This is a genomic window from Leptolyngbya sp. O-77 (assembly GCF_001548395.1).
GTDB lineage: Bacteria > Cyanobacteriota > Cyanobacteriia > Elainellales > Elainellaceae > Thermoleptolyngbya.
Genome location: NZ_AP017367.1, coordinates 4,953,557 through 4,971,506, shown reverse-complemented (window position 1 = coordinate 4,971,506; position 17,950 = coordinate 4,953,557). Strand labels below are relative to the sequence as shown.

The following is a 17,950-nucleotide window of genomic DNA, read 5'->3' as shown; positions in this document are numbered from 1 at the left end:
ACTCATACCGGTTGACAGCACCTCCTGTCAGAATCAGTTTATGAACCTTGCCTGTGTGATAGAGCGCGATCGCCAAATCTAACCTGGATTGAAGGATTCGACTCACGCTTCCATCAGAATTGGGAGGATTCCCCAGGACAATTAGGATGGCTTTCACCCTGCAATCACCTGCCCTATTTTTAGTAAGTTTCCATCTGGATCAACGACATAAAATTCCCGCATTCCCCAGGGTTTATCTTCTAAGGAGCCGAGGCGAGGAATGCCTTCCGCGGGTAGTTTTAAGGTTTGAAATGCTTGAAATAATTCATCTACGTGGGTAACTCGTAAATAGCAGGCCAGATGCGACTCTGAGGGTACAATTTCTGGAAAGAAAGAGAGATGAATTTCTAGGGAACCCCGGCATAGAATAACGTAATCGGTGGTTGGATTGACCGGATAACGATTCTCAAATCCTAACTTTTGATAGAAGTCAACACTTTTAGGAATGTCCCGTGACAGCAGGATAGGAATGGCCTGATCTGACGGCATAATTAAGGTCTCCCATTGGTTGAGTAGCAGTACACCTTGCAGCAGCGCAGCAGTGACCAGAACGGTTCGGGAATGGTAATTTCTTGCTCCATTGCTTTTCCCTCAGTACTCGTCATAACAACCGTCATTGGTGACGACGGTTGCAGTAAACCCATCGGAAAACTCGATGCAGGGTGGGTCGGCAGTCAGATCGATGACAGTAGGGCGATCGCACACGACACAAACGGTTTTCAGAGGATAAATCCAGCCACATTCCCACATTAGAGCCTGAAATAACTCCCATCGTTCCGGGTCGTACTTCCAGTTCCGCAGGGAGATATTAATATCCGCAAAAACGCCCCATTCCATACTGATGCTATCCAGACAGAAAGCCCTCGGAAGGGCAGAATCTGGATACCCAAAGCCAAATGTTCCCAGCCCATCAAACGATTGTATGGATAGATCGATCTGCTCTTCGATCTGCTGCATTACCTGTTCATTTAGCAAATCCAGATTTTGCAGAGCTAGATTGTCCTGGGGCCATTCCAGAGCCGGACAGCTTGGCTGGTAGTGGCGCAGATGTTTGGCATAGTTATAAAGCAAATGCTCGCCAAAATAGTCTGCCAGAGAACGGTCAGGGTCTTCTCGATCTTCCTGCGAGAGCAGCATTTCTACGGCTTGTAGGGGGCTTTCTGCAAAGTGAATAGCGGGGCATTCTAACCCAAGTAAGCGATAGGTTCGTTCCAGGATAGTGCGGATGATGGATTGGGTGATGCGGGCGGTGCGCTGGGCGCAACTCAACCACTTTGCCCAATAGGCAGGAATTTGGGTCAGTTGCTCTGGGGTAAAGGGAGCTAAAGTTGGCGGTAAGGTGCTTTCTGCCAGAGTCCATCCGGCTTCGACATAGCGGGGGTAGTTGGGTAGGTGGGCGGTCAGCCAGGTGCGGGTGTTGTTCTCATTTGTTGAAACTACCTGTTGGGCTTCGACCTGATAGACCAGTCGCTCCTGCTCCAGACCTACCACCAAAGCCTCTAACCACTGTCGAAAGGAGGGAGCCAGGATTCTGCGATCGCAATCCTCATGCCAGAACTCCAACACCTGCCCCACCTGCCCCGTCCAGCACCCCGCCATGTCGAGGCAGAGGTAATTGTTATTGAACTCAAAGAAGGGCACCCACCGGGTGTTCCACCAGTTCTCTAAGGCAAACTCTCCCTCGTCGAGCAGCCCGTTCAGGGTTTTGCGGGCGTTGAGAACACTATGGTGGGGCATCCAGTTGTAGGGAAACCAGAAGCCGATTCGCTCATACTGCCCACGCCGCATAGCCTCCCCATTACGCCACTGATAAATCTGCTGGAACTCACCGGGCAGGGCTACCCCCAGAGACTGCTCCAAGGCCGACCAGAGATCCTGTTCGACTCCTGGTTGCAGGACAGCGTAGTATTCGGGGCAGTTTTGTTGCAACCACTGGTCTAACCGCTGAATCAATCCATTCATTGTTCAGTTCCTGTAGGCCAGATAAAGGTGGGTTGTGTAGAGCAGGCGCACCTGTCCCTGGGGGTTAGAATGGCGATCGCACAGATCCGCCAGCTTTGCCTCCAGCTTTGCCAACTCCGCCCTCGACTGTGGCGTAAACCCCTGGCTACGAGCCAGTCCAATCAACCCTTCCAGATCTAGAAACTGCTCAAAGGTGAAGATGTAGCGCCGCAGATTCTTAAAGTAAGGCAAGTAAACGCCGTACCAAAAAAGCTGGTAGCGGAGGGCATTAAGTCCGCCTTTAAGGGAAAGTTTTTCAATTGGTTTCAGATACTTATCTGCCGGTTGAGATGCCTGGTAAAGGTATTTTGTGTAAGTCTGAGAAACAGCATCCTGCTGGTTCCAGAAGTTCCAAACCAGCGCCAAACGGCCATCGGGCTTGAGGATGCGGTGGAATTCCTTCAGGCTTTGGGCAAAGTCGAACCAGTGAAACGCCTGGAAAGAGGTGACTAAATCGACCGATGCAGTTTCCAGTGGCACCTGCTCAGCAGTCCCTTCCACAAAGTTCACACCATCGTAGGGAACTGCCCCATTCCGCATCTCAGCCCCCGGTTCCACCGCAATCACCTGCACTCCTTGGTCTGCCAGTTGCCGGGAGCCAATGCCTGTCCCGGCCCCGATGTCAGCAGCAACGATGGGACGGTTGGTTATGCCAGAAAGGATTTGGGCGATCGCCCCCTTCGGATAGCGAGCACGATAGCAGTCATACCCCTGATAAAACGGAAATGGTTCAGTCATGGCACCTCAATGTCATAACTCTCTAATGCTATGTCATAGCTAGAACTTAGGTTGGTAGTCAGCGCTTTAGCGCTGAAGCGCTAACTACAAGCCAAGGCGTACTAGTCGATGTTCCCCTGTCTCCTGACAGATTTCTCAACTACGCATGGAGATGTGGTTAGTAACGGTTATCAATGTCCAACAACTTCTCTACCCTAGCTACTACCTTTTAGCCTTTGTCTTGCCAGCGCTTGCTCAAACTTGTCTTCAGTTGCCTTTTGTCTTTGACAAAACGCTTGAAGCGCAGGGTGGAAAATAAGATATTTTAGAAAATCATCTACATCCTTTAAGCCATCCATCGTGCCGAAGTTGCCTGCCTTGCTCGATTATCATCAAGGGCTTGAGTACGACAAACTGTTACCATCCCCGCCGTTGCTGCTCAGCCAGGGGCACTGGCAAGGGGTAGTGTTGGAACACCATGACGCGCCTCCTTGGGAGTTCCCCGAATGTTGTGCCTCCCACCATCACATCGGCGTGCTGCTGGGTTCCTGGCACGGAGAACGGTGGATTGACGGTCGTCACCGTTCAGAAATGGCTCCTAGAGGCAGTCTCTCCATCATTCCAGCTAGCTTACCCTTTGCCTCGCGCTGGCAGAGTCGATCGCAGGCGATTGTGCTGGCGTTAGATCCATTTTTATTGAGGACGGTGGCCCATGAGGCGGTGGGGTGCGATCGCATCGAACTCAACTTTTGCTGGTTGCACGATGGCGATGCCTTCGTCAGCCAGATTTTACACCTACTCAAGGCCGATACAGAGTCTGGTCACCCCATCGGGCCGATCTATGGAGATTCTCTAACCACGGCTTTGATCGTCCATTTACTCAAGCAGTACGTAACGCGACCACCTCTGTTGCCAGTCTATACCGGAGGCATCCCTCGATACAGATTAATCCCTGTGTTGGAATACATCGACGCCCATCTGCAACACTCTATCAGCTTGCAGGACTTAGCCAACATTGCTGGGATGAGTCAGTACTACTTCTGCCGCATGTTTCGACAAACAATGGGAATCGCCCCATTTCAGTATGTTCGCCAGCAGCGCCTTGAAAAGGCAAAAACATTGCTTCAGCAACCCCACCTGAGTATTTTAGAGGTGGGGCTACAATGTGGGTTTATTAGTCCTAGCCACTTTACTCGACAGTTTCACCAAACGGTTGGAGTAACGCCAACAGCTTACCGCAAGGCTGTTTTACCCTAGTAAAGGTTCCAATCAAAATTTAACTGCGTGTTTGCGTGCGATCTCGACATTGTTGATCCCGCTGGCTCAATTTTTATGCGATTGTAGCTCCCTTGAATAACCCAACCTGACGATGGCGTAGATAAGTAGAACACACAATGTGTTCTGAGTGCATCCCACTTTTGCGATGAGTAAAAGTGCTTAGTTCTAGACTTTGGCGATAGCGATAAACTTTGAGTATTGTACTTTTACCCGATACCTGTCATGGACGCTGAGAAAAAAGCCCAAATCCAAGCCCATGCTCGTGCCCTTGCCGCTCTGCTATACGAGGAAACTGACCCAGAGCAAGTGAAAACGTTGGCAGGGATTGAGGCGGCAGTGCGAGGACATCTGCTCGAACATGTCAGCCCAGAGATCGGGGATTTTTTATTGCAACAAGTAGCGGCACGACAAGTGGACGAAAGCGTCGCATCGAGAGCATCCTTGGACAACTGCAAGTGAGTGAGAAACAAGCTCAAATTCTGGAGGTGAAAGCGTACACACGATGGAGTCCTTACCTGGAGCGGTGTTGTTTGTTGGTGAGTGCCAATGAATCGTATGAGCGGGCGGCAGAAGACATTGAAGTGTTGACTGGGATAAAGGTTTCTCACAGTACTCAACAGCGATTAGTGCATCGTCAAATCTTTGAGTTACCGCAAGTGGAAGAAACGGTTGAGGAGATGAGTATCGATGGAGGTAAAGTGCGATTGCGAACACCCGAAGGAGAACCGAGTGAATGGCGAGATTACAAGGCAGTGAATCTGCACGAGTCCTGTGTTGCTGCCTTCTTTCAAGACAATGAGCAGTTGGTCAACTGGGTCAATGTTCAGTCTTTATCTGACCCATTGACTTGTATTGGAGATGGGCATGATGGGTCTGGAATGTCTACACCCAGATTGGCAACCAGACCCAAAGACGGGAGATTTTGGACTGGTATCACTTGGTTGAGAATTTGGGCAAAGTGGGTGGTTCTGTGCAACGTTTAGATGCCGTGGAAACCTGTTTGTGGCAAGGCGATGTCGAGGGCGCAATTGCACAGTTTGAGGATTGGCAACACGAGCGGGTTACGAATTTCGTTAGCTACCTTAACAAGCATCGACAGCGGATTGTCAATTATGGCTACTATCAAGCTGAAGGAGTCTCCATTGGTTCCGGGGCAATTGAATCGACCGTTAAACAACTTGGGCGGCGAATCAAGATATCGGGGGCGCAGTGGGACAAAGATAACGTTCCGCAGGTGCTGAAGCAACGTTGTGCCTACCTCAATGGGCAATTCTCAACATGAGTCTTGCAAAATTGGGATGCACTCATTGCTGTAAAACGTTGCCTTACTATCTACAGCCACAACATAAAGGCCTGCCAGCTATTAATAAAGCGAAAAGCATTAGCTAAATCAAAGCTAGCAGAGAAATATAGATTTACATTCGAGAGCCTTTTTCTCAAGTTTTTATATTGCTACAGCATTTTCTTGCAGGGTGAGGCACACACAGTCCTGACTAGGAAAAGACTTCTCAACCATCTGCGTGCCTCACTAGCTTCAAAAACGCTGTAGCATAACTTACAGTGTTTTCATCAGAAACGCGGTTCCTGCGGCGCTACTTACGCAGAAAAATCATGAAGAATCCGTGAAGAAGCATTAAAAAGTCCGAAAAACACTTAGGCAAGCCGCAAAGCCCCATTTAGCGAGTTCACCAGGCGATCGTTTGCAAGTCGTACTCGTTATGAGTATGCTTGAGAAAAGCAGGCTGCATCTGCACCAGCAGCCTCACCAAAACTACATTGCACACTATCCCTTGCACTGCCATGAGAATCGAAGCAATCCCCATTCGCTTAATCCAGCGACCGCTCTTTCGTCAAAATGACCCGGAAAAAGTCCGGGCGCTGATGGAATCCATCCAAGAAATTGGACTCCAGGAGCCGATTGATGTTCTGGAAGTAAACGGCCAATATTACGGATTTTCAGGCTGCCACCGTTTTGAGGCCTGTTCGCGCCTGGGACATGAGACGATTTTATGCAAGGTGCGGCGGGCCTCTCCGTCGATTCTTAAGATGCACCTGGCATAGCGTCTGGCTCATCGCATGGTTTCGTCTAACAATTCGTTTCCCTATACGCCGCAGTTGCGATCGCTCATGCAACAGGCTGGCATCCCCAGCTTTGCCGCACTGGCTCATCAAGCGGGCGTATCTGCTTGGCAAATCGACCAACTGCGGCGCGGTAGCGTGCTGAAGCTGCGCGTGGGGGCGATCGCCCAACTCAGCCAAGCCTTAAACACCTCGATTAGCGACCTGATTGCCACCTTTTCGGGTTCTCCGCCCGTCGCACGTCCAGACTTGCATTCCACTTCAAAAGCTGCTCGATCCGAATCGCTGACGACCCTGCAAAAAGAGTATGAGCGCTTGCAGCGCCAGGTCGAACAGCAGACCGCCGAAGCCGTCCAGTCCTGCCAGCGGGCCGCGCTGTTGCAGTTAGAGCCGTTGCTCGAAAAACTGCCTGTCTTCCTGAATGTGATTGAGCAAAACCCTGACTTTCCAGCCCGACAACTCGTGCCCCACTTGCGCCCGCTTGAGCGACTGCTCACCGATTGGGACGTGACCCCCATTGCGCCGATTGGCAGCGAAGCAAGCTATGACCCCCAAAAGCACGAACTAATGGAAACTTCGAGGACAGCCGTGCAACCGGGCAATCGCATTCGGGTGCGCTTTGCCGGATACTATTGGGGCGATCACCTGCTGTTTCGGGCCAAAGTCAGCCCAGTGCAGCCCAACGATACCCACCCCTAAGATTCTGTCAAAATGCGCTTTAGCGAAATTGTCCACCAGCTCGGCAAGCCAGGTCACACCCTGGATAGTAGCCTCCCCCAGCAGCCCCACCTCGACCCAGAGATCAGCACGATCGCCCCCATCGAAACCGCCCCAAGCGGCACTCTCAGCTACATCGAAGGCGGTAAGTTTGCCAAACAGATCGCCACTACCGCCGCCAGCGCCCTGATCTTGCCCCAGGATGCCGCCCTGCAACAGGCCGCCAGCGATCGCGCCATCGCCTGGATCGCCACCCCCAACCCGCGCCTCCTCTTTGCCCAGGCGATCGCCCTGTTTTACCAACCCTTCCAGCCCGCCCCCGGCGTTCACCCCAGCGCCATCATCGACCCCACCACCACCCTCGGCAAGCATATCTCCATCGGCGCAAATGTGGTGATCCAGGCAGGCTGCGTGCTTGGCGACCACGTTTGCATCCATCCCAACGTCGTGCTGTATCCCGGCGTTTCCGTGGGCGATCGCACCATCCTTCACGCCAACTGCACCCTCCACGAGCGCACCCAAATCGGCGCAGATTGCGTCATCCACAGCGGCGCAGTCATCGGTTCTGAAGGCTTCGGCTTTGTGCCCACCCGCGACGGCTGGCTAAAGATGGAGCAATCCGGCCGCACCGTCCTCGAAGACGGCGTAGAAATTGGCTGCAATAGCGCCGTCGATCGCCCCGCCGTCGGCGAAACCCGCATCCGCCGCAACACCAAGATCGACAACTTAGTACAGATTGGCCACGGTTGCATCATTGGCGAAGCCTGCGCGATCGCCGCTCAAACGGGCATGGCCGGCGGCAGCAGCCTGGGCGATCGCGTCATCGTTGGCGGACAGGTCGGTATCAATAACCAAGTTCACATCGGCAACTTCAGCCAAATTGCTGGAAAATCCATGATTCACGCCGATATTCCGCCCAACAGCATCATCATGGGCGCACCCGCCATGCCTGCCGCAGAATTTCGTCGCATTGCCGCCGCCTGGAAACGCCTCCCCGACATGCAGCGCACCCTGCGACAGGTGCAGAAACATTTGGGATTGTAGGAGGGGTTTAATCTGGACGAAGGCATAATCGGCAATCCAAAATCCAAAATCCAAAATCCAAAACCCCAAATTGGTCTGGCTGCCGCCCCCCCATACCTAGTCCACTCGCTCAATTTGGGCGCGAACCCCGTTCTGACGGAGAATATCAATCACTTCCTGGGCATTGGCTTCGCTATTGAACGCGCCCACCTGCATAACGACCGACTGGCGGCGATCGTAGGTGAGAAACGCACCCGGAAACACGCTCAGCACCCGATCTTGCACAGCCGCACTGGCAGCAGGAACCACCACCCGATAGCGCAGCCCTAGCTCGCTAGCGCGGCTGGCAACGGGCGTAGTGGGGCGGGGACGAGCGCCAGACACTGGCACACTGGGCACGCCGCTGACGTTGCCAATCGGCGCATTGGGGTCGGGCACAGGCAGCAGCGTGTATTGTGTGTAGGGAGGGGCAGGCGGAACTAGAACGGGCGATCGCCCCACCGCAGGCGGCCGCTCATATCGCTGCACCGTTGCTCTAGACTGGCGCGGAGCCACACGTCCAGAGCTTTCTGGCGGCGGCACAGGAATCTCGATCACGCCCTGGAAATTCGCAACGGGTTCCTGACGAGACGGCGACAGCGCCACTGCACCGCCCTGGGATGTGCGCTGGGGCAAAGGACGAAAGGCACGCTGCTCAACCGGCCGCCGCACGGGAGCCGGCGCGGCAAAGCTCCCCGATGAAATAGCCTGGCTAGGCATGGGCTGGCCAGGCACAAACTGACTAGGCAATGGGCTGTTGCCATCTCCAGCTTGAGATTGTTGTGGGTAGATTACCGCAGGCGGCGCAACGGAAATGGGAATGCCCTGGAGAAACTGGGGCGCAACCTGCGTCGGCATCGAACCCTGCATTGGCATCGAACCCTGAGCTGGCATCGGCGCTGCGGGCGGGGCACTGGCAGACGAGGGCGATCGCCCTCCAGCCGCCCGCCCAAACGTGCGCGGGGTGGCTCCTCGCTGTGGGTTCAGCCCGCTGGATACCGGAAAATCGCCCGTCGGCATGGTTGGCAGAAACCCGGTGCCCGCCGCTGCAAAGGGAAACGGCACAGCGGGTTCTTCCACAACCTCAGCGCTGATGCTGGCCTGCGGCGCAATTGGCACAGCAGACCGGGCGGCTGGGCGCGGCATAACAGCAGGGGCAGCAGTCGCAGCCATCGGGGTCGCATCGCCCTGCGCGATTTGCCCCTGAATCACCACCCCCTCGCCGCCCGTGGTCGGATCTGCCTGCACCGCCACCCCCGGCGGCAGCAAAATCGGAAATCGTTCCCCGTTGGCCGCTGCATAGGTTCCCGCCGCAAGCAGAATGACTGTATTGGGCGGCGCAAGTCGGGCAGCGTGGGTAATCGTGCGGAAGGGCGATCGCGGCGATCCGTCTCCTGTGGCATCGCTGCCCAACACCGGATGCACAAAGATCAGTTGGGAAACGGCCGCTTGCACCACAGGTTCATTGGCCTGAGCAAATCGGCGAGGCACACCCTCCAGCGCGCCCAACGTCCCCAACAGCCCCAACATTAGAACGGCCAACTGGCTCCCCTGCTGGATGTGCAGCGTCGCCGGAGATTGCCGAATCGACCGAATAGATTGCACTCGCATCCCGACTGGCGGCCGTACCCATCCCTTTAGAGTCATCGCTGCCCTCCCAAAAAAGCTGGAAATTTTTACGGGTTATGGTGTTTAGAAATTCAGCCATTCATACTAGCGAATCTCTCAAAATCTGCTCACTTTTTTATGTAAAAAAGTTCTGAAGCAAGTCGAATAAAGATAACTTCTGGCGATCGCCCCCATCATTTTTCCTGCTCCTTCCAGCACCTTCCGCCTCAATTTCTCCCCTGCAACATTCACACTTCCCCTCCCGCCTTTGCCCCTGCTGCTCAAATTCGCTACGATCGCTCTCGGCTTTGTTTTGCTGCAACTTGCTCCCCGATTCAGCCCAACCCCTCCGCAGTCTAATCGTCTTCACCCTCATCCCTTGTCGTATGCACCACCCAGCCGACCGCCCCCTCACCGCCATTCACCGCATTTTGGATGCCAACCTGGATCGGGCCCGCGAGGGGCTGCGAATCGTAGAAGAGTGGTGCCGCTTTGGGCTGAACGATGCCAGCCTGACCGCAGACTGCAAAGACCTGCGCCAGCACCTCGCCCAGTGGCACACCGCCGACCTGCGAGCCGCCCGCGACACCCCTGGCGACCCCGGCACCGACCTGACCCACGCCGCCGAAATGGAGCGTCCTAGCCTCGATGCACTGCTACAAGCCAACCTGTGTCGAGTGCAGGAGGCACTGCGGGTGCTGGAGGAATACAGCAAAATTGACCGGCCCGAAATGGCCGCCGCCTGCAAACAACTCCGCTATCGGGTCTATGCGCTAGACAGCCAGCTCATGGGGCGATCGCACGACGGACGGATGCACAAACTGCGGCGATCGCCCCTCTACCTCGTCACCTCGCCCCACGAACACCTGCTGCCCATTGTGGAAGCCGCGCTCCAGGGCGGGCTGAGCCTGGTGCAATATCGCGACAAAACCGCCGACGACCCCACCCGGCTCCAGCTTGCTGAAAAGCTGTGTCACCTCTGCCGTCGCTACGATGCCCTGTTTTTGGTCAACGACCGAGTAGACATTGCCCTGGCCGTCGATGCCGACGGCGTGCATCTGGGTCAGCAGGACATTCCCATCGCCCTGGCCCGGCAAATCCTCGGCCCCAGCCGCATCATCGGCCGCTCCACCACCAACCCCGACGAAATGCAGCGGGCCCTCAGCGAAGGCGCAGACTACATCGGCGTGGGCCCCGTGTACGAAACGCCAACCAAAGCAGGCAAAGCCGCCGCCGGCCTCGACTACGTGCGCTACGCCGCAGCCCATTCGCCTGTGCCCTGGTTTGCCATCGGCGGCATCGATGCCGAAAATCTGGGCGACGTAATCGCCGCTGGCGCAACCCAGGTTGCCGTCGTGCGAGCCATCATGCAAGCGCAGCAGCCAACCCAGGCGACCCAAGCGCTGCTAACTAGGCTGGGGGCTGGGGCGTAGCGCTTAGGTCTTGAACCGGGTTTTGCTGAAGAAATGCCCTTCTCAGTCGCCTCTATTTTTCAGGTTTTCAGGCACTTGGCCAGGCGGCAACTGGTCTGGATCAAAGCCGTGCGATCGCAAAAACGCCTCCAGTTGCTCTCGTCGCTGCCGTTCGGCTTCGGCCCGCTGCCGTTCGATTTCAGCTTCACTCAGGTAGCGATCGCCCTTCGCATCAAACCACGCCAACTGCTCCTGCGGCAGATTGCCAAACACAGCTTGATGCCGTCCAATGCCCAACCCCACCTCCGGCATCCAGTACGGTTCCCCACTCTGCAACTCATACTGTCCGTTCGTTAATTTGTACACCTCAAACGGCTGATGCCCGTCCCGCTGCCAAAACTCTGGATTGTAGATGACATAGTAAAGCACCCCCAAGCGGGCGTAGAGGTTCATCTTTTCGTCATACTCCCCGCCATAGCTATGAGACACCAACTCCAGCGTCAAAATCGGCGGAATGTTGTTCTCTTCCCACAGCACATAGCTGAGCCGTCCTCGTCCCTTGCGGCTCGGCTTGCGACGGTCAACCCCCAAACTCAAAAATCCATCCGGAATCACAGGCACTCTCGGATTTTTGCCAGTCGTGTGATAAATGCCCATGTCCACGCCAAAATACCAATCGTTGCGGTTCGCCCACATCGAATTGAGCAAAAACAGCAGAATATTGGGCAAAAGATTCTGGTCTTCATTGTCCACGGGCGTATCATCCGAGCAAGGCAGCTCTTCGCTGGAGGGCAAATGCTGTAGGTCGATCGGCAGCATAGCGAAACCTCAAACATCCTTAGAATGCATCCATTGTAGGCGGGCAGGGGAATGAAGGCGGCTCGGGATGCAAGGTCAAATATTGCCAGGTTGATACAGCATTTTCTTGCGGGGTGAGGCACACGCTGCCCTCACGAGGCAAGGGCTTATTGACCATCCGTGTGCCTCACTAGCTTCAAAAATGCTGTAAATAGGTTCAAAAAATATTGCTAGTCAAGCCTCTACGCTCTAATCCCTCCAGAATGTTGTGAGCCTCCACCAACTCACGATTTTCTGGTTTTTGCAGCCACTCTGTCAGAGCTTCCACTGCAATATCACTGAGCGTCCAGTCTTTCCCTGCGTTTTTGAAGGGGGCGATCGCCCGAATCAGGAAATCAATATCCTGTGGAACCTGCGCTCTAAACTGAACAGTCTTAACCTTGACCATTGTGAAGACAGATAAACATTATTGCAATTCTGTCATAGGGCAATATGCACTGCAATAAATCTACTTATCTGCTTATCTGCTTATCTAATTATCTAATTATCTGATTATCTGATTATATGCTTATCTGCTTTTATGCATAATGCAGAGACCTGGCAAATAAGAACAACGGAGTTTCAGCAAATGGTGGTCTTGTTTGAAAATGAAGTGGCGCTGATTCGCGCCCTGCTGACGGCAGTGCGGGCAATTAAAGTGCGGGAGATTGACAAAGCCCTGGTGATTTTAGCGAAAGGTGAAAAACGGGGGACACCGCCGAATCCAGGTCACGGCTAGACTGACGAGCTATAGCAACTCTGGTGACGGTCGTGTGGGATGATGCAAGGGCAAACGCTGTGGCGAACCTTGTGACGGGTAGATGGGAGTCAGGCAAAACGTGGGGGCGCGGCTGGGCAGGCAACTGAAGCAACAGTGGGCAGGCTTGCGGCGGCTGGGATGGGTTTGGGCGGTGGCGTTGCTGGTGCTGGTAAGCGGGCTGGGGTGGATGCATCCTGCTCAGGCCGCGGCTCCGCTGCAAGATCAGCAACCCCTGACGCTGGAACTGTTGCAGCAGCGGCTCAAAAAGCCCGTGACCCTGGACGACGGCGCAGCGATTGATCTGCGGAACGTAGCGATCGACCTGCGGCCAGAAAATATCGCCTTCCGCGACCAGTTTTATCGGCTGGTGCAGGCAACCTTGCGGCGATCGCCCACACCCCTCGGCCTCGACCTCAGCAGCAGCCTGATCCAGGGCAAGCTCGACATCGCCCAACTGGGCTTGCAGGCTCCGGTCTTTGGCGACGAGCTATCTGACCTGCTGACCGAAGACGAGCGCAACCAACTCAAGCGCGATCGCCGCCGGATTACCCAACTCAGCCAACTATCCAGATCCCTGCTGACCCAGGACCCACCCCCAGTGCTAAAGCTGACTGTGCTGCGCGGCCCCCTGCTGCTGGCCCAGGCGCGAATCGAAGGCGTGGCGGATTTCAGCAACACGTTTTTCTTGGGTAAAGTAGACGCCGCCGGAGCCGATTTTAGTCAGGAAGCAGATTGGTCGGATGCCCGCTTTGGGCAGCCCGCCAGCTTTGCCGATGCCCGCTTTCGTCAGGAGGCGCGGTTTCGCAGCGTCATCTTTTTTGAGCGAGCTACCTTTGGGCGATCGCGCTTTCAGGGTGGAGCCACGTTTCAGAGCAGCGAGTTTCAGGGTGCGGCAAACTTCAATCGGGCAACCTTTCAGCAGGTCGCCAATTTCAGCCGGGTACGCTGGCAGGGGAATGCCGACTTTGCCCAGACCCACTGGGAAGCAGCGGCAGTTTTTCAACCAGAGCCAGTTTTGCCCAGTCGGTATTTTCTCTCGGATGCAGTGTTTGAGCAGACAGCGACCTTCCGCGAGGTGCAGTTTGGGCAGCCCGTTAACCTACGCGGCGCAGTCATTCAGGCGCAGACTGACTTTGGCGATGCCAGCTTTGCCCCGGGGGCCTACTTAAATGTGGCCGGACTGCAATTCAACCCCGATCGCGCCAAAATCTTGGGCAGTCCAGGACAGATCGGTCGAGCCATTTCCGTGCCCACCCTGCAAGGCAACGAAACGATCTTGCGAAACCTGGTGCGAAACTTCCGCTCCATCGAGCAAATTGCCGATGCCAACCAGATTGGCTACCTGGCGCAACGACTGCGATCGCGCCAAATCGAGCGCTCCCTCTGGGGCCTGAACCTGAACACCGCTTCCCAGGCACAGCTTCAGCAGATTGGCTTTTCGGCAAAACAGGCCGAGGCGATCGCCCTTTCCCGCGCCCAGCATCCCTTTCGCAGCCTGGGCGACCTGCTCAAACTCGACAGCATCGACCTGGCCACCTATGTCAAAGTGCGCGATCGCGTCGTTGCCAGCGAACCCCGCTCTATCTTTGGCTGGCTGGGCACTGCGCTAAACTGGGTCGGGCTAGCGCTCCTGCTCACCCTGACCCGCTACGGCACCAGTTCCGGACTCACCTTCGGCGTGGGGCTAATTGCCGTCGCCTACTTTGCGCTCGTATTCTGGCTCGTAGACCGCGTGCGGCGGCTCCATCCCCAGCCCATCCTGCCCACCCCCAGCGAAGCCATGTGGATGCTCAGCAGCACCGGGCTACTAGCCACCATCGGACTCTCCATCGTCTTTCGGCTCGCAGAATCACCCTGGCTTACCCTCGCCTGCCTCGGCGCAGTCATCATTCCCGTCCCGGCAACCCTGCTATTTTTGCTCTATCGCGGCGGGCGGTTCCATCCCAAAATGGACGTGAGCTACTTTGTCGAAGAGGGCACGCTGCGCCAGTTGCGGATTCTCATTGGGCGCTTGCCCACCATTCCCCGCTACCCCATGTTTCGGGAGCGTTATGCACCGCTACTGTGGGATCGCCGCTGGAACTGGCTCAACTATCTCGACCTCAGCGCCAACAACCTGCTGCGCTTTGGGTTCAACGACATCCGCCTGCGCGACGAGCATCTGCCGGGGCTAATCACCACCTTGGTCTGGTATCAGTGGGCCTTTGGACTGATCTACACCGGCCTATTGCTGTGGACGCTCTCGCGCACCATTCCGGGGCTAAACCTGCTTATTTACTTCAAGTAAATTACCTCAGGTAAACTACTTTAAGTGAACTGCTTTAAGTAAGGTGCTTCAAGCAAACTACTTCAAGCAAACTACTTCAAGTAACTAATCTTCAAAGGATTCACAAACACCCTAAGGCAAGCAATCCAGATACATCTCCACATCCCAGTCCGAGGTCGTCGCCAGAAACTTCTCCCATTCATCCCGCTTATACCAGGTGTAGAGTTTGTACATCTCACCCGGCAGTGCAGACCGAATCACCTCATCCTCATCGAGACGGGCCAGCGCCTCCCCCAGCGACATCGGCAGCTTCTTCACCTGCTTTCCAGCCTCCATCGCTTCGTAGAGGTTTCGGCTTTCCGGCTCACCCGGATCGAGGTTGCGCCGAATCCCATCATCAAACGCCTTCAGCAGAGCAGCCGCCATCAAATATGGATTGACCATCGAATCCACCGCGCGATACTCAAACCGACCCGGTGCCGAGACTCGCAGCCCGCAGGTACGATTCTGAAAGCCCCAATCCGCATAGACCGGGGCCCACAACCCCTTGTCCCACAGGCGACGATAGGAGTTGACCGTAGAGCAGCCAATCGCTGTCAGCGCCCCCAAATGCTCAATCACACCCCCAATCGACTGTAGCCCGATCGGGCCGGGCTTGGTCTGGCTAAGACTCGGATCAGGCAGGAAGGTGTTTTCGCCGCCCTTGCGATAGCTAAACGTGCCGGGCATTCCAGGCAGCGAATCCAGCCCCAGGGCGTTGACCTCATCCTGTCCGCCATACCATAGCGACAGGTTGTGGTGACAGCCATTGGCCGATAGCCCCATAAACGGCTTCGACATAAAGCAGGCAATGAGATTAAATTCACGGGCCACCTGGGCACAGATCTGGCGATAGGTCGTGAGGCGATCGCACGTCCGCAGCGCCTCATCAAACATGAAATTCAGCTCCAACTGCCCTGGCGCGTCCTCATGGTCGCCCTGAATCATATCCAGCCCCATCGCGTTTGCATACTCAATCACCCGCAACACCACCGGCCGCAGTTCCTCAAACTGGTGGATATGGTAGCAGTTGGGCTTCGTCACTCCGCCATCCGGCTTGCCATCTGGCCCCTTCTTCAGCCACATCATCTCCGGCTCCGTGCCGTGGCGCAGGTGCAACCCATCGTGATCCGCCTGAAACTGGGCATGGATACGGCGCAAATTGCCGCGACAGTCAGCCGTTAGATAAGATCCGGGCGCTTCCGGCTCTTCGCGGTTGCGGAAGCACGTACAAAAGACACGAGCCACCCGCTTATCCCACGGCAGTTGACAAAAGGTATCTGGGTCAGGAATCGCCACCAGTTCCGACGCTTCGGGCCCATAGCCGATGTAGTTACCGTAGCGGTCGAGAAACAGATTGGCCATCGCCCCATACACCAACTGGATACCGCGCTCTGCAACGCTTTCCCAGTGAGCAGCAGGAACCCCCTTACCCGTAATCCGCCCCGTCACCGACACAAACTGGTAATAGATGTACTGGATACCCAGTTCATCAATCTTGGCGCGAACCTGGGCTACCAGTTCTGCACGTCCCGGCTGAGCGACGTAGGCTTCTAGGTGGGTCAGGGTTTCCGGTTTGGGAACGAGAGCAGTCACGGGTCAATCTCCTTATTGCCAAATTGCAAATTCCAGGTCAGTTCAAGTAAGCGTCAATCAAGTCTCAAGTAAGTTCGATACAAGCGGCGAAGCAAAAAGAACTAGGGCTGCTACTTCCCTAAAAAGCTAGCCAGCGAGTCGTCCATCGCCTCAATCCACGGAGTATGATGTACCGTTGCTTCCGTCCCTGTGCAGGGAGATCGAAACGCCTGATCTCGATAGCCCAAAATGCTCTGTTCCTTATCGTGTTCCCATTCCTTGAATAGCTCCGTCGTCAGTTCCCAATCGCAAGGGGGATAGTCTACATGGTCAGCCAGATCGACGATGTAATCCTTCTGAAAGTCAATCTGCTCGAAGGGATTGGCCAGACTCTCTTCCCGCGCCTGCCAGTGGGCAATGTCGGCAGCCATTTCCTCATAAGACGGCAAGGCAATGCGCCCCAGCATCACATCCCGCGCATACCACGCCCTGCACATCAAACATGCTGAAGGTATAGAACTGATCCTGCATTCCCCAGGTACATCAGCTTGGGATTAGGCAGCCAGAAAATACCTTTGTAGAGAGCGCCAGGATAGAGGCGGTTCTTGGTTCTTAGCCGCAGACTGTCTTCCAGAAACGGGAAGCTGTGCTGATAGCCCACACAGAATATGATTGCATCGACCTTTTTGCTGCTGCCGTCCTGGAAATGCGCCACTTTGCCCTCCAGCTTGGTCAGCAGCGGAACTTCCTCAATCCCCTCCGGCCATTTGAACCCCATCGGCGCAGTGCGATAGCTAATTGTGACCGACTTTGCGCCGTACTTGTAGGTTTGCAGCGCAATATCCTCAGCCGAATAGCTGCTGCCCACCACCAATAGATCCTTACCTGCAAACTCACGGGCTTCCCGAAAGTCGTGACTGTGCAGAACGCGGCCGGGAAATTGCTCAATCCCCTCTCGAATTTGGGCAGGGTTGGGGGATTGAAAAGTGCCCCGTTGCAACCACCACAAAGTCAAAGGCTTCAACGCGCTCCTGGTCGGCCACCAAGTCTTTGACGCGGACGCGAAACTGTCCCTCGCGAAACTCCACCTGCCGAACGACCGTACTGAACTGGATGTAGCGCTGGAGATTATTCTTCTTAGCCCGTCCTGTGATGTAGTCGTACAACACCTCGCGCGGCGGGAACGAGGGAATCGGTCGCTGAAAGTGTTCGTCAAAGGTGTAGTCTGCAAATTCCAGGCATTCTTTGGGCCCATTCGACCACAGATAGCGATACATACTGCCGTGGACGGGTTCGCCGTATTCGTCTAGCCCGGTGCGCCAGGTATAGTTCCACAGTCCGCCCCAGTTGGACTGCTTTTCAAAGCACACAATTTCTGGAATGTCGGCCCCCTTCAGCCGAGCTTGCTCGAAGGCTTGAAGCTGAGAGAGTCCGCAGGGGCCAGCCCCAATGATCGCCACACGAGGAGTCATCGCTTGGTTTTACCTCTTTCGACTGATAGTTTTCGACGGATAGTTGGGTTTGGGGTCAGGGTTTGGAGGTTAGAGCGATCGCCCGCTC

Annotated in this window: 17 protein-coding genes and 1 pseudogene; 8 read left to right on the top strand and 10 right to left on the bottom strand. The window is 55.4% G+C overall.

The window, feature by feature from the left end:
* Window positions 1–153 precede the first annotated feature (153 nt).
* From O77CONTIG1_RS23905 to O77CONTIG1_RS21015, 3 genes are all read right to left on the bottom strand, one after another.
* Window positions 154–528: a bleomycin resistance protein gene (locus tag O77CONTIG1_RS23905; protein ID WP_172799735.1), complete on the bottom strand. Its 375-nt coding sequence runs from the start codon at window positions 526–528 to the stop codon at window positions 154–156.
* 102 nt (window positions 529–630) lie between these two features.
* Window positions 631–2,001 (bottom strand): SMI1/KNR4 family protein, encoded by a 1,371-nt coding sequence (locus O77CONTIG1_RS21020; protein ID WP_068514805.1) that lies wholly within the window; start codon window positions 1,999–2,001, stop codon window positions 631–633.
* A 3-nt stretch (window positions 2,002–2,004) separates the two neighbouring features.
* Window positions 2,005–2,778, bottom strand: coding sequence for a class I SAM-dependent methyltransferase (locus O77CONTIG1_RS21015; RefSeq protein WP_068514803.1), 774 nt, complete (start codon window positions 2,776–2,778; stop codon window positions 2,005–2,007).
* 339 nt (window positions 2,779–3,117) lie between these two features.
* On the opposite strand from O77CONTIG1_RS21015, the gene O77CONTIG1_RS21010 reads away from it, so the two are divergent.
* The 5 genes and pseudogenes from O77CONTIG1_RS21010 to lpxD all read left to right on the top strand — a co-directional run bounded on the left by O77CONTIG1_RS21010 (window position 3,118) and on the right by lpxD (window position 7,875).
* Complete coding sequence (locus O77CONTIG1_RS21010) at window positions 3,118–4,014, top strand: AraC family transcriptional regulator (protein ID WP_068514800.1); 897 nt, start codon at window positions 3,118–3,120, stop codon at window positions 4,012–4,014.
* 243 nt (window positions 4,015–4,257) lie between these two features.
* Window positions 4,258–5,317 (top strand): annotated as a pseudogene (locus tag O77CONTIG1_RS21000) (ISKra4 family transposase).
* Between the two features lie 518 nt (window positions 5,318–5,835).
* Window positions 5,836–6,096 (top strand): sulfiredoxin, encoded by a 261-nt coding sequence (locus O77CONTIG1_RS20995; protein WP_068514797.1) that lies wholly within the window; start codon window positions 5,836–5,838, stop codon window positions 6,094–6,096.
* 15 nt (window positions 6,097–6,111) lie between these two features.
* A complete protein-coding gene (gene grpE, locus O77CONTIG1_RS20990; RefSeq protein WP_068514794.1) occupies window positions 6,112–6,813 on the top strand; it encodes a nucleotide exchange factor GrpE in 702 nt (233 codons plus the stop codon).
* Window positions 6,814–6,825: 12 nt separating this feature from the next.
* Window positions 6,826–7,875, top strand: coding sequence for a UDP-3-O-(3-hydroxymyristoyl)glucosamine N-acyltransferase (gene lpxD / locus O77CONTIG1_RS20985; RefSeq protein ID WP_068514791.1), 1,050 nt, complete (start codon window positions 6,826–6,828; stop codon window positions 7,873–7,875).
* Window positions 7,876–7,971: 96 nt separating this feature from the next.
* On the opposite strand, the gene O77CONTIG1_RS20980 is transcribed toward lpxD, so the two are convergent.
* On the bottom strand, window positions 7,972–9,540 hold the full coding sequence (locus O77CONTIG1_RS20980; protein WP_084782887.1) for a DUF1565 domain-containing protein: 1,569 nt from the start codon (window positions 9,538–9,540) through the stop codon (window positions 7,972–7,974).
* Between the two features lie 347 nt (window positions 9,541–9,887).
* Between O77CONTIG1_RS20980 and O77CONTIG1_RS20970 the strand changes: the two genes are divergently transcribed.
* Window positions 9,888–10,934, top strand: coding sequence for a thiamine phosphate synthase (locus O77CONTIG1_RS20970; RefSeq protein ID WP_068514783.1), 1,047 nt, complete (start codon window positions 9,888–9,890; stop codon window positions 10,932–10,934).
* A 42-nt stretch (window positions 10,935–10,976) separates the two neighbouring features.
* Here the strand turns inward: O77CONTIG1_RS20970 and O77CONTIG1_RS20965 are convergent, their stop codons facing one another.
* Together O77CONTIG1_RS20965 and O77CONTIG1_RS20960 are read right to left on the bottom strand one after the other, a co-directional pair.
* Window positions 10,977–11,732: a Uma2 family endonuclease gene (locus O77CONTIG1_RS20965; RefSeq protein WP_068514781.1), complete on the bottom strand. Its 756-nt coding sequence runs from the start codon at window positions 11,730–11,732 to the stop codon at window positions 10,977–10,979.
* A gap of 196 nt (window positions 11,733–11,928) precedes the next feature.
* Window positions 11,929–12,159, bottom strand: a complete 231-nt coding sequence (locus O77CONTIG1_RS20960; protein WP_068514778.1) for a hypothetical protein — start codon at window positions 12,157–12,159, stop codon at window positions 11,929–11,931.
* A 180-nt stretch (window positions 12,160–12,339) separates the two neighbouring features.
* On the opposite strand from O77CONTIG1_RS20960, the gene O77CONTIG1_RS24955 reads away from it, so the two are divergent.
* Complete coding sequence (locus tag O77CONTIG1_RS24955) at window positions 12,340–12,489, top strand: hypothetical protein (RefSeq protein ID WP_156435546.1); 150 nt, start codon at window positions 12,340–12,342, stop codon at window positions 12,487–12,489.
* A gap of 82 nt (window positions 12,490–12,571) precedes the next feature.
* Window positions 12,572–14,797 carry a pentapeptide repeat-containing protein gene (locus O77CONTIG1_RS20955; protein WP_084782886.1) on the top strand — a complete coding sequence of 742 codons (2,226 nt, stop codon included), beginning with the start codon at window positions 12,572–12,574 and terminating at the stop codon, window positions 14,795–14,797.
* A gap of 111 nt (window positions 14,798–14,908) precedes the next feature.
* Here the strand turns inward: O77CONTIG1_RS20955 and O77CONTIG1_RS20950 are convergent, their stop codons facing one another.
* The 4 genes from O77CONTIG1_RS20950 to O77CONTIG1_RS28190 all read right to left on the bottom strand — a co-directional run bounded on the left by O77CONTIG1_RS20950 (window position 14,909) and on the right by O77CONTIG1_RS28190 (window position 17,862).
* The gene (locus O77CONTIG1_RS20950) at window positions 14,909–16,411 is read right to left on the bottom strand and encodes a glutamine synthetase family protein (RefSeq protein WP_197673262.1); all 1,503 of its coding nucleotides are present in this window, start codon (window positions 16,409–16,411) and stop codon (window positions 14,909–14,911) included.
* Window positions 16,412–16,521: 110 nt separating this feature from the next.
* Entirely contained in the window at window positions 16,522–16,887 is a 366-nt protein-coding gene (locus O77CONTIG1_RS28200) for a hypothetical protein (RefSeq protein ID WP_286132442.1), read from the bottom strand.
* A complete protein-coding gene (locus tag O77CONTIG1_RS28195) occupies window positions 16,887–17,390 on the bottom strand; it encodes an NAD(P)-binding domain-containing protein (RefSeq protein ID WP_286132441.1) in 504 nt (167 codons plus the stop codon). The genes O77CONTIG1_RS28200 and O77CONTIG1_RS28195 overlap by 1 nt, the downstream gene beginning before the upstream one ends.
* Window positions 17,335–17,862: an NAD(P)/FAD-dependent oxidoreductase gene (locus tag O77CONTIG1_RS28190; RefSeq protein WP_286132440.1), complete on the bottom strand. Its 528-nt coding sequence runs from the start codon at window positions 17,860–17,862 to the stop codon at window positions 17,335–17,337. Before O77CONTIG1_RS28190 ends, O77CONTIG1_RS28195 begins: the two co-directional genes overlap by 56 nt.
* Between the last annotated feature and the right edge of the window lie 88 nt (window positions 17,863–17,950).